Annotated in this window: 10 protein-coding genes and 3 pseudogenes; 6 read left to right on the forward strand and 7 right to left on the reverse strand. The window is 41.2% G+C overall.

Going from position 1 to position 15,173, the window contains the following annotated elements; genetic code table 11:
* Positions 1-234 precede the first annotated feature (234 nt).
* From FGQ53_RS01740 to FGQ53_RS01755, 4 genes and pseudogenes are all read left to right on the forward strand, one after another.
* Positions 235-927, forward strand: a complete 693-nt coding sequence (locus FGQ53_RS01740; RefSeq protein ID WP_057489489.1) for a phosphoglycerate mutase — start codon at positions 235-237, stop codon at positions 925-927.
* A gap of 52 nt (positions 928-979) precedes the next feature.
* A pseudogene (locus tag FGQ53_RS01745) lies at positions 980-3,390 on the forward strand (glycosyl hydrolase family 95 catalytic domain-containing protein).
* Positions 3,391-3,518: 128 nt separating this feature from the next.
* Positions 3,519-4,220: an ABC transporter ATP-binding protein gene (locus FGQ53_RS01750; RefSeq protein ID WP_138335307.1), complete on the forward strand. Its 702-nt coding sequence runs from the start codon at positions 3,519-3,521 to the stop codon at positions 4,218-4,220.
* A 1-nt stretch (position 4,221) separates the two neighbouring features.
* Positions 4,222-6,930, forward strand: coding sequence for an FtsX-like permease family protein (locus tag FGQ53_RS01755; protein WP_138335308.1), 2,709 nt, complete (start codon positions 4,222-4,224; stop codon positions 6,928-6,930).
* A gap of 188 nt (positions 6,931-7,118) precedes the next feature.
* On the opposite strand, the pseudogene tpx reads toward FGQ53_RS01755, so the two are convergent.
* The 5 genes and pseudogenes from tpx to FGQ53_RS01780 form a co-directional block, all read right to left on the reverse strand.
* Positions 7,119-7,611: pseudogene (gene tpx, locus FGQ53_RS01760) on the reverse strand (thiol peroxidase).
* A gap of 236 nt (positions 7,612-7,847) precedes the next feature.
* Positions 7,848-8,777: a metal ABC transporter substrate-binding lipoprotein gene (locus FGQ53_RS01765; RefSeq protein ID WP_138335309.1), complete on the reverse strand. Its 930-nt coding sequence runs from the start codon at positions 8,775-8,777 to the stop codon at positions 7,848-7,850.
* A gap of 32 nt (positions 8,778-8,809) precedes the next feature.
* Entirely contained in the window at positions 8,810-9,658 is an 849-nt protein-coding gene (locus FGQ53_RS01770) for a metal ABC transporter permease subunit (protein ID WP_138335310.1), read from the reverse strand.
* Complete coding sequence (locus tag FGQ53_RS01775) at positions 9,655-10,377, reverse strand: metal ABC transporter ATP-binding protein (protein ID WP_138335311.1); 723 nt, start codon at positions 10,375-10,377, stop codon at positions 9,655-9,657. The genes FGQ53_RS01770 and FGQ53_RS01775 overlap by 4 nt, the downstream gene beginning before the upstream one ends.
* 163 nt (positions 10,378-10,540) lie before the next feature.
* Positions 10,541-10,783, reverse strand: coding sequence for an IS3 family transposase (locus FGQ53_RS01780; protein ID WP_138335312.1), 243 nt, complete (start codon positions 10,781-10,783; stop codon positions 10,541-10,543).
* Positions 10,784-10,903: 120 nt separating this feature from the next.
* Here FGQ53_RS01780 and pepO point away from each other — a divergent pair, with 120 nt between their 5' ends.
* Positions 10,904-12,796: an endopeptidase PepO gene (pepO, locus tag FGQ53_RS01785; RefSeq protein ID WP_138335313.1), complete on the forward strand. Its 1,893-nt coding sequence runs from the start codon at positions 10,904-10,906 to the stop codon at positions 12,794-12,796.
* 262 nt (positions 12,797-13,058) lie between these two features.
* Here the strand turns inward: pepO and FGQ53_RS12260 are convergent.
* Positions 13,059-13,208: pseudogene (locus FGQ53_RS12260) on the reverse strand (transposase); the annotation flags it as partial.
* Between the two features lie 180 nt (positions 13,209-13,388).
* Here FGQ53_RS12260 and FGQ53_RS01790 point away from each other — a divergent pair.
* Positions 13,389-14,420, forward strand: a complete 1,032-nt coding sequence (locus FGQ53_RS01790; protein ID WP_138335315.1) for an FUSC family protein — start codon at positions 13,389-13,391, stop codon at positions 14,418-14,420.
* Between the two features lie 34 nt (positions 14,421-14,454).
* Here FGQ53_RS01790 and FGQ53_RS01795 read toward each other — a convergent pair whose 3' ends face one another.
* Positions 14,455-15,084: an MBL fold metallo-hydrolase gene (locus FGQ53_RS01795; RefSeq protein WP_138335317.1), complete on the reverse strand. Its 630-nt coding sequence runs from the start codon at positions 15,082-15,084 to the stop codon at positions 14,455-14,457.
* Between the last annotated feature and the right edge of the window lie 89 nt (positions 15,085-15,173).

Consider the following 15,173-nt stretch of genomic DNA (forward strand, 5'->3'; position numbering starts at 1 on the left):
GCTTAAATCGTACATCAGTTAATTGTTTGCTTGCTTCATAATTCATAGAACTATTGTACCATATTTTGTTTCGCAGGAAGCCTAATGAAGATAGAATAGAAACAACCAAAAACAATGTGATTGTCAAACAGTCCTTTCCTTTTTGGTTTTGACTAGCTTTTTTGTGAAAAATTGTGTAAAATAGAATAGATAAACGAGGGGAAACCTCGGAAAATTTAAAGGAGAATCCATCTAATGGTAAAATTGGTTTTTGCTCGCCACGGTGAGTCTGAATGGAACAAAGCTAACCTTTTCACTGGTTGGGCTGATGTTGATTTGTCTGAAAAAGGTACACAACAAGCGATTGACGCTGGTAAATTGATCAAAGAAGCTGGTATCGAATTTGACCAAGCTTACACTTCAGTATTGAAACGTGCTATCAAAACAACTAACTTGGCTCTTGAAGCTTCTGACCAATTGTGGGTTCCAGTTGAAAAATCATGGCGCTTGAACGAACGTCACTACGGTGGTTTGACTGGTAAAAACAAAGCTGAAGCTGCTGAGCAATTTGGTGATGAGCAAGTTCACATCTGGCGTCGTTCATACGATGTATTGCCTCCAAACATGGACCGTGATGATGAGCACTCAGCTCACACTGACCGTCGTTATGCTTCACTTGACGACTCAGTCATCCCAGATGCTGAAAACTTGAAAGTGACTTTGGAACGTGCCCTTCCATTCTGGGAAGATAAAATCGCTCCAGCTCTTAAAGATGGTAAAAACGTATTCGTAGGAGCTCACGGTAACTCAATCCGTGCCCTTGTGAAACACATCAAACACTTGTCAGATGATGAAATCATGGGTGTAGAAATCCCTAACTTCCCACCATTGGTATTCGAATTCGACGAAAAATTGAACGTCGTAAAAGAATACTACCTTGGAAAATAAAAAATTGTAAGTCTAGAATTGATTTCTAGGCTTTTTATGTTAGTATGGTAGTATGATAAGGAATAAAAAACAAGATTATGTACTGACCTACAAGCAACCAGCTTCAACCACTTACAAGGTCTGGGAAGAAGAGGCCTTACCGATAGGTAATGGTTCTTTAGGTGCTAAAGTTTTTGGTCTTATAGGGGCTGAGCAGATTCAATTTAATGAAAAAAGTCTCTGGTCTGGTGGTCCACTTCCTGATAGTTCAGATTATCAGGGTGGAAATCTTCAGGACCAGTATGGTTTTTTAGCTGAAATTCGGCAGGCTTTGGAAAAGAGAGATTACAATCGGACAAAAGAATTGGCTGAGCAGCACCTAGTCGGACCAAAAACGAGTCAATATGGAACCTATCTGTCTTTTGGAGATATTTTCATAGAGTTCAGCCAGCAAGGTAATTCTCTGTCTCAGGTGACGGACTATCAGAGACAGCTGAATATCAGTAAGGCGCTTGCGACGACTTCTTATGCTTTTAAGGGAACGAGATTTGAACGAGAAACCTTTACCAGTTTTCCAGATGATCTATTGGTTCAGCGTTTTAGTCAGGAAGGGTCGGAAAGTCTAGATTTTACTATAGAACTGTCCTTGACCCGTGATTTGGCTTCTGATGGAAAGTATGAGCAGAAAAAGTCTGATTACAAGGAATGCCAGCTGGATATCACTGGTTATCATATCTTGATGAAGGGACGGGTTAAGGATAATGACCTGCAGTTTGCTAGTTATCTAGCTTGGCAAACGGATGGAGACATTAGAGTCTGGTCGGATAAGGTTCAGATATCAGGAGCCAGTTATGCCAATCTTTTCTTGGTAGCTAAGACGGATTTTGCCCAAAATCCTGCTAGCAATTATCGCAAGAAACTAGATTTGGAGCAGCAAGTAAAGGACTTGGTGGACACAGCTAAAGAAAAGGGTTATGACCAATTGAAGTCTAGGCATATTCAGGACTACCAAGCCTTATTCCAGAGTGTTCAATTGGATTTGGGGGCTGAGCTTGACGCCTCTACTACAGATGTGTTGCGAAGAAACTATAAGCCACAAGAGGGGCAGGCTTTGGAGGAACTGTTCTTCCAGTATGGACGGTATTTATTGATTAGTTCGTCCAGAGATTGCCCAGATGCGCTACCAGCTAACCTGCAAGGAGTCTGGAATGCGGTCGACAATCCTCCTTGGAATTCGGATTATCACCTGAATATCAACCTGCAGATGAATTATTGGCTAGCCTATGTTACTAATCTTCTAGAGACGGCCTTTCCGGTCATCAACTATATCGATGATTTGCGTGTCTATGGTCGCCTAGCGGCTGCAAGGTATGCAGGCATCGTTTCTCAGGAAGGGGAGGAGAAAGGTTGGTTGGTTCATACTCAAGCGACTCCTTTTGGCTGGACGGCACCTGGTTGGGATTACTACTGGGGGTGGTCACCAGCTGCCAATGCTTGGATGATGCAAACGGTTTATGAGCTCTACTCATTTTACAGGGACCAAGACTATCTCAGGGAGAAAATTTATCCCATGTTGAGGGAAACGGTTCGTTTTTGGAATGCTTTTTTACATGAGGATAAGGAGGCCCAGCGTTGGGTATCTTCTCCGTCTTATTCTCCAGAACATGGGCCGATTTCGATTGGCAATACCTACGACCAATCTCTGATTTGGCAATTATTTCATGATTTTATTCAGGCTGCTCAAGAATTGGGACTGGATGAGGACTTGTTGACTGAGGTCAAGGAGAAGTTTGACTTGCTTAATCCTCTGCAAATCACTCAATCTGGTCGAATCAGGGAGTGGTATGAGGAGGAAGAATAGCATTTTCAAAATGAGAAAGTGGAGTCCCAACATCGTCATGCTTCCCATCTGGTGGGACTTTATCCTGGAAATCTCTTTAGTCATAAGGGAAAGAGTATCTTGATGCGGCGCGTGATAGCCTCAATGATCGTGGAGATGGGGAAACAGGCTGGTCCAAGGCTAATAAGATCAATCTCTGGGCGCGTTTGGGAGATGGCAATCGAGCCCATAAATTATTAGCAGAGCAGTTAAAGGCATCCACCTTGCCCAATCTTTGGTGTAGCCATCCACCTTTTCAGATAGATGGTAATTTTGGTGCTACTAGTGGTATGGCGGAAATGTTGCTCCAGTCTCATACAGCTTATCTGCTACCTCTAGCTGCCCTACCCGATGCTTGGTCTTCAGGTTCCGTTTCAGGTTTAATGGAACGTGGACATTTTGAAGTTAGCATGAGGTGGGAGGATAAAAAACTCTTACAGATGACCATTTTATCAAGGAGCGGAGGAGATTTACGAGTCTCTTATCCAGATATTGAAAATAGTGTGATTGAAGTCAATCAAGAAAAAGCAAAAGTGAATTGCACAGAGAAAGATTGTATTTCGGTGGCAACAGCAGAAGGTGATCTGGTTCAATTTTATTTTTAAGCAGATAATGGAAGGCAGTGAATTTAGACTGCCTTTTTTGAAGGGGTTGAGAATGTAAGTAGTTTCCAACTAGTTGAAAAAGTGTTATACTGGTAGTAGAAAGTAATTTGTTTGAGAGAGTGGGTCTGATGGCTTATATTGAGATGAAACACTGTTACAAGCGTTATCAGGTTGGGGACACGGAGATTGTGGCCAATCGTGATGTGAATTTTGAAATTGAAAAAGGGGAGTTGGTGATTATTCTAGGTGCGTCAGGTGCTGGTAAGTCAACAGTTCTTAACCTTCTTGGGGGAATGGATACCAATGACGAGGGAGAAATCTGGATTGATGGTGTCAATATTGCAGACTATAGTTCCCACCAGCGCACCAATTACCGTAGAAATGATGTCGGTTTTGTTTTTCAGTTTTACAATCTAGTATCTAATCTGACAGCTAAGGAAAATGTGGAACTGGCCTCAGAAATTGTGATGGATGCCTTGGATCCTGAGCAGGTTTTGACAGATGTAGGTCTGGCTCATCGTCTTAATAATTTCCCAGCCCAGCTTTCTGGAGGGGAGCAGCAGCGAGTCTCCATTGCACGCGCAGTAGCCAAAAATCCTAAAATCCTCCTTTGTGATGAACCGACTGGAGCCTTGGATTATCAGACGGGCAAGCAGGTTTTGAAAATTCTCCAAGATATGTCTCGTCAAAAGGGAGCGACGGTGCTCATCGTGACTCATAATGGAGCTTTGGCGCCCATTGCTGATCGCGTGATTCATATGCACGATGCCAGTGTCAAGGATGTGGTGATCAACCAGCATCCTCAGGATATCGACAGTTTGGAGTACTAGCATGATCAAGCGAAAAACCTATTGGAAGGACTTAATTCAGTCCTTCACAGGCTCCAAGGGACGTTTTTTATCTATCTTGACCTTGATGATGTTGGGCTCTCTAGCCTTAGTAGGCCTCAAAGTAACTAGCCCCAATATGGAGGCGACCGCCAATGACTATTTAACGACTGCTCAAACCTTGGATTTGGCAGTCATGTCTAACTATGGTTTGGATCAAGCAGATCAAGAAGAACTAGGACAGACGGAGGGCGCAGAGGTTGAGTTTGGCTATTTGACAGATGTGACTATGGAGAATGGGCAGGATGCCATTCGGCTGTACTCCAAACCAGAGCGAATTTCAAACTTTCAGCTAAGAGAGGGACGACTTCCTCAGTCAGACAAGGAAATTGCTTTGGCCACTCATTTGCAAGGCCAATACATCGTGGGACAGGAGATTAGTTTTAAAGAAAAAGAAGAGGGTCATTCCTCTTTAAAAGACCATACTTATACCATTACTGGTTTTGTGGATTCGGCTGAAATCCTCTCCCAGCGAGATATGGGCTACGCAGGAAGTGGAAGTGGGACTCTGACAGCCTATGGGGTGATTTTACCTAGTCAGTTTGATCAGAAAGTTTACAATATAGCTCGTTTGAAATATCAAGATTTAGCAGGCTTAAATGCTTTCTCGGAAGCCTATGAAGAAAAATCCAAGCAACATCAGGAAGACCTTGAACAAGCTTTGTCAGATAATGGCAAGGCACGTCTGCAACTCTTGAAAAAAGAAGGACAAGAGTCTCTAGATAAAGGTCAAGAGACACTTGACAAGGCTGAGACTAATTTGCAGGAAGGCAAGCGTCGTTTAGCAACTGCTCAAACTCGTTTACAGGCTCAGGAAAGTCAATTAGCTTTGCTGCCTCAAAATCAGAGAGATCAGGCCAGTGCTCAACTTACCCAAGCCAAGCAGGAATTGAGCAAGGAAGAGGATAAACTAAAGCAAGCTGAACAAAATCTAGCCCAAGAAAAGGAAAAATTAGACAAACATCAGCAAGTCTTGGACGATTTGTCCGAGCCCAAGTATCAGGTCTATAATCGTCAGACCATACCTGGCGGTCAGGGCTACCTCATGTACAGCAATGCTTCAGCCAGTATTCGGGCAGTGGGCAATATCTTTCCGGTAGTGCTTTATGCCGTAGCAGCTATGGTGACCTTTACAACTATGACTCGTTTTGTGGATGAAGAGCGAACACATGCAGGGATTTTTAAGGCCTTGGGCTATCGTAGTAAGGATATTATCGCCAAGTTTCTCCTCTACGGTCTAGTGGCTGGGACTGTCGGAACAGCTCTAGGTAGTATACTTGGTCATTGTTTGCTAGCCAGTGTGATTTCAAGTGTTATTACAGAAGGTATGGTGGTGGGAGAAACCCAGATTCAGTTCTATTGGAGCTATAGTTTACTAGCTCTTGGCTTGAGTTGGTTGGCAAGTGTGTTACCAGCCTATCTGGTGGCTAGGAAGGAACTGCACGATGAAGCAGCCCAGCTTTTACTGCCTAAACCACCTGTTAAAGGAGCTAAAATCTTACTAGAGCGCATCGGTTTTATCTGGCGTCGTCTCAGTTTTACCCATAAGGTAACAGCCCGCAATATCTTTCGTTATAAGCAACGGATGTTGATGACGGTCTTTGGTGTGGCAGGTTCAGTCGCTCTGCTCTTTGCAGGCTTGGGAATCCAATCCTCTGTAGCAGGAGTTCCATCTAGACAGTTTCAACAAATCCAACAGTATCAGATGATTGTCTCTGAAAATCCTAGTGCGACCAATCAAGACAAGGCAGAGCTAGAAGAAGTGTTGAAAGGGCAGGATATTCAAGCCTACCAGAAAATTTATTCTAAGACGCTAGACAAGGATTTCAAAGGTAAGGCTGGTCTCCAAACCATTACCCTTATGATGACAGATAAGGAAGATTTGACACCCTTTATCCATCTGCAACATCATCAGCAAGAGCTGACATTAAAAGATGGCGTCGTTATTACAGCTAAACTAGCCCAGCTTGCAGATCTCAAGGTTGGTCAGACTTTAGAAATTGAAGGTCAGGAGCTAAAGGTAGCCGCTATTACTGAGAACTATGTTGGTCACTTTATTTATATGAGTCAAGCTAGCTATGAGCAAATTTACGGACAGGTGCCGCAAGCTAATACTTATCTGGTCTCGCTAAAGGATTCTAGTGCTACTAGTATTGAAAGGCAGGCAGGCTTGCTTATGAATCAATCTGCGGTGTCCAGCGTTGTCCAGAATGCTTCAGCCATTCGACTCTTTGACTCCGTCGCTAGCTCACTCAATCAGACCATGACCATCTTGGTCATCGTATCGGTTCTGTTGGCTATTGTTATCCTCTACAATTTGACCAATATCAACGTGGCTGAGAGAATCCGTGAACTCTCCACTATCAAGGTTCTCGGTTTTCATAATAATGAAGTCACTCTCTATATTTACCGTGAAACGATTGTACTATCTCTTGTGGGAATCGTACTTGGTCTGGTCTCAGGTTTCTATTTACACCAATTTTTGATTCAAATGATTTCGCCTGCGACTATTCTCTTTTATCCTCAGGTAGGCTGGGAGGTCTATGTAATCCCAGTGGCAGCAGTAAGCATCATTTTGACCCTGCTTGGTTTCTTTGTCAATCATCATCTGAGAAAGGTTGATATGTTAGAAGCCTTGAAATCTGTAGAGTAATACTCTTTGAAAATCTCTTCAAATCACGTCAGCTTCGCCTTGCTGTAACTAGATTCCTAACTTGTTCTTTGATTTTCATTGAGTATAAGGCGATTGTTCTTATCTAATTGAACTTATATTTACTCGTATTCAAAAATCCTCCGTTTCAAAGAGCAGGAATGAAACTCTTTGTGACAGAGGATTTTTTTCTATAGGGCTTTAGCGGCTGCAATTGCGGCTTCGAAGTTTGGTTCAGAGTTGATATTGTCCACGTATTCAACGTAGCGAATGGTATTGTCAGTAATCGAGGACAAAGACTGCGCGTGCCAATAGGTGCCACTCATTGATTAAGAGGGCATAATCACGTCCAAAGGAATGGTCTAAATAGTCTGAAAGCAAGATGGCATTTTCAATACCTTCAGCCCCACACCAACGTTTTTGGGCAAAAGGGAGGTCCATGGAAACAGTCAGGACAACCGTATTATCCAGTCCAGCCAGTTCTTCATTAAAACGACGCGTTTGAGTTGAGCAGATGCCTGTATCGATAGAAGGCACGACACTCAAGACTTTTTTCTTGCCATCAAAATCAGCCAGAGATTTTTTAGAAAGGTCTGTTGTAGTGAGAGAAAAATCAAGTGCCTTGTCGCCGACTTGTAGTTGTTTACCTGTAAAGCTCACAGGATTTCCGAGGAAAGTTACCATAAGATACTCCAATCTTTTTTCTTCCATTTTAGCTGAAACAGTCAGAATTTTCCAATGATTTAACCGGAAATATGGGCAGAGAAAAAACGCCAGCTCATGTGAGAATGACGTTTTTCAGAGGCTTATATTCAATGAAAATCAAAGAGCAAACTAGGAAGCTAGCCGCAGGTTGCTCAAAGCATCGCTTTGAGGTTGCAGATAAAGCTGACGTGGTTTGAAGAGATTTTCGAAGAGTATTATTTTGCCAATCCTTCAGCAATCTTATCAAGGTTGTATTTCATCATGTTGTAGTAGCTGTCGCCTTCTTTACCTTGTTCTGCGATAGAGTCAGTAAAGATTTGAGCGTAGATTGGGATGTTTGTGTCTTTAGAAACAGTTTTCATTGGACGGTCATCCACACTTGATTCTACAAAGAGTGATGGAACTTTTGATTGGCGAAGTTTTTCAACCAAGGTCTTGATTTGGTCAGGTGTTCCTTCTTCTTCAGTGTTGATTTCCCAGATGTAGGCACTTGGGACACCATAGGCTTTAGAGAAGTATTTGAAGCATCCTTCACTGGTTACGATAAGTTTTTTCTCAGCGGGGATGTTGTTAAATTTCTCTTTAGCTTCCTTATCAAGCTTGTCTAGTTTTTCAGTATATTCCTTGAGATTTTTTTCGTAGAATTCCTTGTTGCTAGGGTCTTTAGCGCTCAATTGTTTTGCGATATTTTTAGCAAAGATCATACCGTTTTCAAGGTTGAGCCAAGCGTGTGGGTCTTCTTTGCCTTTTTCGTTTTGACCTTCAAGGTAGATAACATCAACGCCTTCGCTGACTGCAAAGTAGTCTTTGTTTTCAGTTTTCTTGGCATTTTCAACCAATTTGGTAAACCAAGCATTGCCACCTGTTTCAAGGTTGATCCCATTATAGAAAATCAAATCAGCTTGAGAAGTTTTCTGAACGTCTTCAGGAAGTGGTTCGTATTCGTGTGGGTCTTGACCAACAGGAACGATACTGTGAAGATCAATCTTGTCGCCAGCAATATTTTTAGTAATATCAGCGATGATTGAGTTAGTGGCAACAACTTTTAGTTTTTGACTAGAAGCTGCATCTTTTTTTCCACTAGCACATGCTACAAGAGCAATGACGGAAAGAAAGAGAACGAGTAATGTACCTAATTTTTTCATTAGATCCTCCAATTTTATTGGGGCTTTGCCCCTTATTTTAACAAATGTTTATTTTTTAGTTTCAAATATCGTTGTTTTGGAGCGATAAAGAAACTAATGAGAAAGAAACTAGCGGCTGTAAGCACGATACTAGAACCTGCCGCAACGTTAAAGCTATAGCCGATAAAGAGTCCTAAAACTGAAGCTGTTGCTCCAAAGGTTGAGGAAAGGAAAATCATGCTTTTCAGGCTATTAGCATACAGATAAGCAGTTGCCGCTGGGGTAATCAGCATGGCTACAATCAGGATAGTTCCGACACTTTGCATGGCTGTCACAGACACGAGAGTTAGGAGTACCATGAGTAAGTAGTGATAGAAATTGACAGGCATTCCCATGGCTTTAGCCAAGAGTTCATCAAAGGAAGTGATCAAGAGTTGCTTGAAGAAAATCCAGATTAACAAGAGAATGGCTACTCCCACACCCATAGTAATAAACATATCTGTATCTTGGACGGCTAGGATATTACCAAAAAGGATATGGAAAAGGTCGGTTGAACTTTTAGCGACACCAATCAAGATGATACCGAGGGCTAAGAAAGAAGAAAAGGTAATGCCGATGGCGGTATCGCTTTTGATAATCGAGTTTCCCTTGATGTAGGTAATGATGATAGCAGCTAGTAGTCCAAAGGCAATGGCTCCGATAAAGAAGTCAAGGCCCAAGATAAAGGAAAGGGCTACACCTGGCAAGACAGCATGTGAAATGGCATCTCCCATGAGTGACATCCCGCGTAGGATGATGAAACATCCCACAGCTCCAGCTACGACCCCGATGACAATAGCTGTTATCAAGGCATTTTGTAAGAAATGGAATTTTTGCAATCCATCGATAAATTCTGCAATCATAGGTCACCTCCATTGAAAAATAGTCGATTACCGTAAGCTTCTTTGAGATTGGCTTTGGTAAAGGTTTCTTTGGTTGGGCCAAAGGCAATGACTTCTCGATTGACAAGTAAGACTTGATCAAAGTAGTGGGGAACCTTGCTGAGGTCGTGGTGGACGATGAGAACTGTCTTACCAGCTTTTTTCAGATCTCTCAGCGTATTCATGATGATTTCCTCACTGACTGAGTCAATCCCAACAAAGGGTTCATCCAAGAGGATATAGTCGGTTTCCTGCACCAAACATCTGGCAATCAAGACCCGCTGGAACTGACCTCCAGACAGTTGACTGATTTGCCGTTCAGCGTAGTCAGCTAGGTCGACGATTTCAAGGGCCTCTTGCACTTTCTTCCAATGTTTAGCCTTTAAACTTCGAAAGAGAGGGATAGAGGGAAAGAGTCCTAACGAGACACATTCCTTGACCTTGATGGGAAAGTTGTAGTCGATATGGATTTTTTGTTCGACATAGGCGACTCGATGTAAGGATTTTTTAACTTCCTTGTCATCTAGAAATGCCTGACCTTGATGTGGGATAATTCCCAGCATCCCTTTTAATAATGTTGATTTCCCAGCACCGTTTGGACCAATGATACCGGTAATTGTTGGTCCATGGAGCACTAGTGAAATATCCTTAAGTGCCAACGTTTCTTTGTAGGAGACACTTAGGTTTTCGATATGTATCATATAGTTGTATTCCTTTCGTTTCTTAATATACATTAAAAAAAAAATTAAGTCAAGTTAATTTTTGAAAAAATTAAAATAATAACTAAAAAATGATGGAAAATGATGGAATGATGGAAAAAAGAAATGACCTGAACCCGTAAACACGGAATAACTTAATAACATTTTAAGCGGAATGTAATAGACTTAAAAACTGTCTTTTTACGATATTGTCTGCTACTTTACCTATTTGTCCCTTGTATGATGAGTATTTTCTTGATCTGGTTTTAAATTTAGAGCATAGCAAGGATTCTTCTTTCATTATTCTTAAAACTCTTTTATGGTTGATATTAAAGCCTTTGTTTTTTAATACCATAGTTAAATATTCCATTACTAGTTTGATTTTAAATTCTTTTGTGTATTTTGGCATACTAAAACCCCTCCATCCGTGTTCCGGATTTTGGGGTTCAGGTCAAAAGTTCATTTTTAATTGCATTCCAAGGTAATTTTTGTTAAGCTAAAAACAAGTACAAATGAAAGCGAGAACAAGATGACACGTTATCAAGACGATTTTTATGATGCAATCAATGGAGAATGGCAGAAGACTGCTGAAATCCCAGCAGATAAGTCTCAAACTGGAGGTTTTGTGGATTTAGACCAGGAAATTGAAGACCTGATGCTGGCGACAACAGACAAGTGGTTGACAGGAGAAGAGGTGCCTGAGGATGCTATCTTGGCAAACTTTGTCAAATACCATCGCCTAGTTCGTGATTTTGACAAGAGAGAAGCTGACGGTATCACGCCTGTTTTGCCTCTCCTTAAAGAATTCCAAGAATTGGAGACTTTTGCAGATTTTACAGCTAAACTAGCAGAGTTTGAGCTTGCTGGCAAACCTAATTTCCTTCCTTTTGGTGTATCGCCAGACTTTATGGATGCTCGAATCAACGTTCTGTGGGCTAGTGCTCCAAGCACAATCTTGCCAGATACGACCTACTATGCTGAAGACCATCCTCAGCGCGAGGAACTCTTGACTCTTTGGAAAGAAACTAGCGCAAATCTCCTCAAGGCTTATGATTTCTCTGATGAAGAAATTGAAGACTTGCTAGAAAAAAGACTTGAATTGGACCGTCGAGTTGCGGCAGTGGTGCTCTCTAATGAAGAAAGTTCAGAATATGCTAAACTCTACCATCCATATTCTTATGAAGATTTCAAAAAATTCGCGCCTGCCCTACCTTTGGATGACTTCTTCCAAGCCGTTCTTGGACAAGTACCAGACAAGGTGATCGTAGACGAGGAACGTTTCTGGCAAGCAGCAGATCAATTCTATAGTGAAGAAGCCTGGCCTCTTCTCAAGGCAACCTTGATTTTTAGTGTTGTGAATCTCTCAACCAGCTATTTAACGGAAGAAATCCGTGTCTTGTCAGGTGCCTACAGTCGTGCCCTTTCTGGAGTTCCAGAAGCCAAAGACAAGGTTAAGGCAGCCTACCAGCTAGCACAAGGTCCTTTCAAACAGGCCTTGGGTCTCTGGTATGCCCATGAAAAATTCTCTCCAGAAGCTAAGGCGGACGTAGAGAAAAAAGTGGCAACTATGATTGATGTCTATAAGGAGCGCTTGGCTAAAAATGACTGGCTGACTCCTGAAACTCGTGACAAGGCCATCGTCAAACTCAATGTCATCAAGCCTTATATCGGTTACCCAGAAGAATTGCCAGAACGTTACAAGGACAAGGTGGTCGATGAAAATGCTAGTCTTTTTGACAATGCCTTAGCGTTTGCGCGTGTGGAAATCAAGCACAGTTGGAGCAAGTGGAACCAGCCTGTAGACTACAAGGAGTGGGGCATGCCTGCTCATATGGTCAATGCTTACTACAATCCACAGAAGAATCTGATTGTCTTCCCAGCGGCCATTTTACAGGCTCCTTTCTATGACTTGTATCAGTCATCTTCTGCTAACTACGGTGGGATTGGTGCAGTTATTGCCCATGAAATTTCCCACGCCTTTGATACCAACGGAGCCTCCTTTGATGAAAATGGTAGCCTTAAGGATTGGTGGACCGAGAGTGACTATGCTGCCTTCAAGGAGAAAACACAAAAAGTTATTGACCAGTTTGATGGACAGGATTCTTATGGTGCAACCATCAACGGTAAATTGACTGTGTCAGAAAACGTGGCTGACTTGGGAGGAATTGCTGCAGCACTTGAAGCAGCTAAGCGAGAACCAGACTTCTCCGCAGAAGAATTCTTCTACAACTTCGGTCGCATCTGGCGCATGAAAGGTCGTCCAGAATTTATGAAACTCTTAGCTAGCGTCGATGTGCACGCGCCAGCTAAACTCCGTGTCAATGTGCAAGTGCCAAACTTCGATGATTTCTTTACAACCTATGATGTCAAAGAAGGCGACGGTATGTGGCGTTCACCAGAAGAGCGCGTGATTATTTGGTAAGACAAAGAGTCTGAGACAAAATAGTTCTCAGTTACAAAAAGCTAGAGATTCCCAATTGCGGAACTCTAGCTTTTTTATTTTAAGTCGTTCTCTTATTGTATTTCAGGAGGTTGTTGGTCCTAAGTACCAATCCCATGTCAATTTTTACTTGATATAGTATATTGAATCTAGAATAGTACGCAATGGTTGCTAAAATATTTCTATACATTAATTTGACTTTCCTAATCAATTTGTTCACATCTTATTTCAATCTACTATATATACCTCTCAGATTGCATCTCTTATAACCTAAACAAGCCTTTATCTGTCCAAAAACAGGTTCCACATCAATCTTACGTTAAGCGAAAATCTGTCTACCTTCAGGAGATGAAAGCACTTGATATTCTTTCGTTTTTAAGTCTTGATAGCTCTCATATTTTTCAGAACGTACTGAAAAATTATCCTTGATTTTACGCAAGACTTTCTTGACGATCAAGATAATCAATGCTTGAAAAAATAAAAACTAGAAAAACAGAGAAATAAAAGCTAGGAATACAGCTTTGTTAAAACCTCAATTCTCATATCCTAAAAAGAATTGTGTTATAATCAAACTATGAAGTATTTAAAACTATTAAAATCTTGCCTCACTTTTACAAAAGTTAATGATAATCCTTTTCGCTCAATTATCTTAACGATATCTATATTGATTATTCTATTGATGGGTTACTTCAGTAACAATTATTCCATACCTAGCATATCCTCTATAGGTTTGTTTACCCTATTTTATTATCGAAATATCCCTTCAAAATCCTTGATGAAATTTCTAGGAATTATAGGCATAACCTTATTACTATCTTTTATATTAGGTCTCCTATCTGCTATATCGCCATGGCTTTCACCTATTGTTGTTGGAATAGTTGCCTTTATCAGTCGTTTATTGACACGCTTATACGATATTCATAAACCTGGAGCTCTATTTTATGTAATGGTTTGTGCTATGGGTGTCAACTTATCTCTGCCGTTATCAAGGCTCTTTGAGATAAGCTGTTTTTTTGCTTTAGGTATTTTCTTAAGTTTAATTGGCGGATATAGTATTAAACGACTAGATAAACGAAAAGAGGCGAGTTATTTAGATAAGACATTATTGACGGAAATTTTTAAACAAGATGCCGTTGCTCTTGTTGATGCCATATTTTACAGCATTGCTCTATTTTTGACAGTTTATATTAGTCACGTGTTAGGTTTAGGTAAACCTTATTGGGTAACAATGGCCTGTGCTTCCATTCTATTAGTTGAAAATCTTGAAGCGATGAAAAAACGTCATGTTCAATATTTACTAGGTAGTTCATTCGGTTTAATATTATCTATATTTTTATTTCAATTTAACATCAGTGGCCTATCGTTGATTTTAACGATTTCTTGTTTATATGGACTATCCCAATACTATGTGGTACGTAATTATGCTGTTGCAAATATTTTTATCAATCCCATGACTATTTTATTATCAACGCTAATTACAAAGACAGATTCAATAACATTAGTTGAGCTTCGTTTCATCGGGATAATATTAGGTAGCTTTATTGGACTTGGAACAGCGTGGCTAATGGAGAAAACACTACATTATATTACAACTTTGTCTGAATAGAAAAAAACAGCTGATATCATTGGTTTTTTGCTTGCTAGAAAAAGGGATTAAAGGTCTTTTCATGAGCGATGGTCGTAGCTGGACCATGCCCTGGATATACATCGTAGTTTGGTAGGGTGAAAAGTTGAGTCTGGATACTGTGAAGGAGTTGCTCCATACTACCAGTTGGAAGGTCTGTCCGTCCGATGGTTTCGCGGAACAGAGCATCTCCCGTCAAGACTAGGTGAGCATCAGGAAAGACGATAGAAACACCACCGATAGAGTGACCTGGTGTTGGCAAGACAGTAAAACGAAATTCCTCTAGTTGGTATTCTTCATGAAAGACAAAGGTGTATTCAGCTGGTTTTGCGACTACATCTGCCATATCATCGTGACGAGGGAGACCAGAGAGATTATCTACAGGTGTATAAAGCCAGCTGGCTTCACTCTCTGCTACATAAACTGGGGGATTTCCAAAAGTCTCACGAACAAAGTCCAGACTCATAATATGGTCGTAGTGGGTGTGGGTCAGGAGAATCGCACAGACTGGTTTGTTGATTTTCTCAATAGTCTTGCGAATAGCTTCCCAATGGCTACCTGGGTCAACCACAATCAGGTGTTGGTCCCCTTCCAGGTAATAAGTATTTTCATAGGCAACGGAATTCACGGTTTTATGGATTTTCATACTGGCTCCAATCTCAAAGAATGTACTAAACTAAGTATAGCATAGTTAGGAAGAATAAGTAAGGATTTAAAATGAACTTAAAAACCAGC

The organism is Streptococcus mitis, assembly GCF_005844455.1.
Classification (GTDB): domain Bacteria; phylum Bacillota; class Bacilli; order Lactobacillales; family Streptococcaceae; genus Streptococcus; species Streptococcus mitis_BF.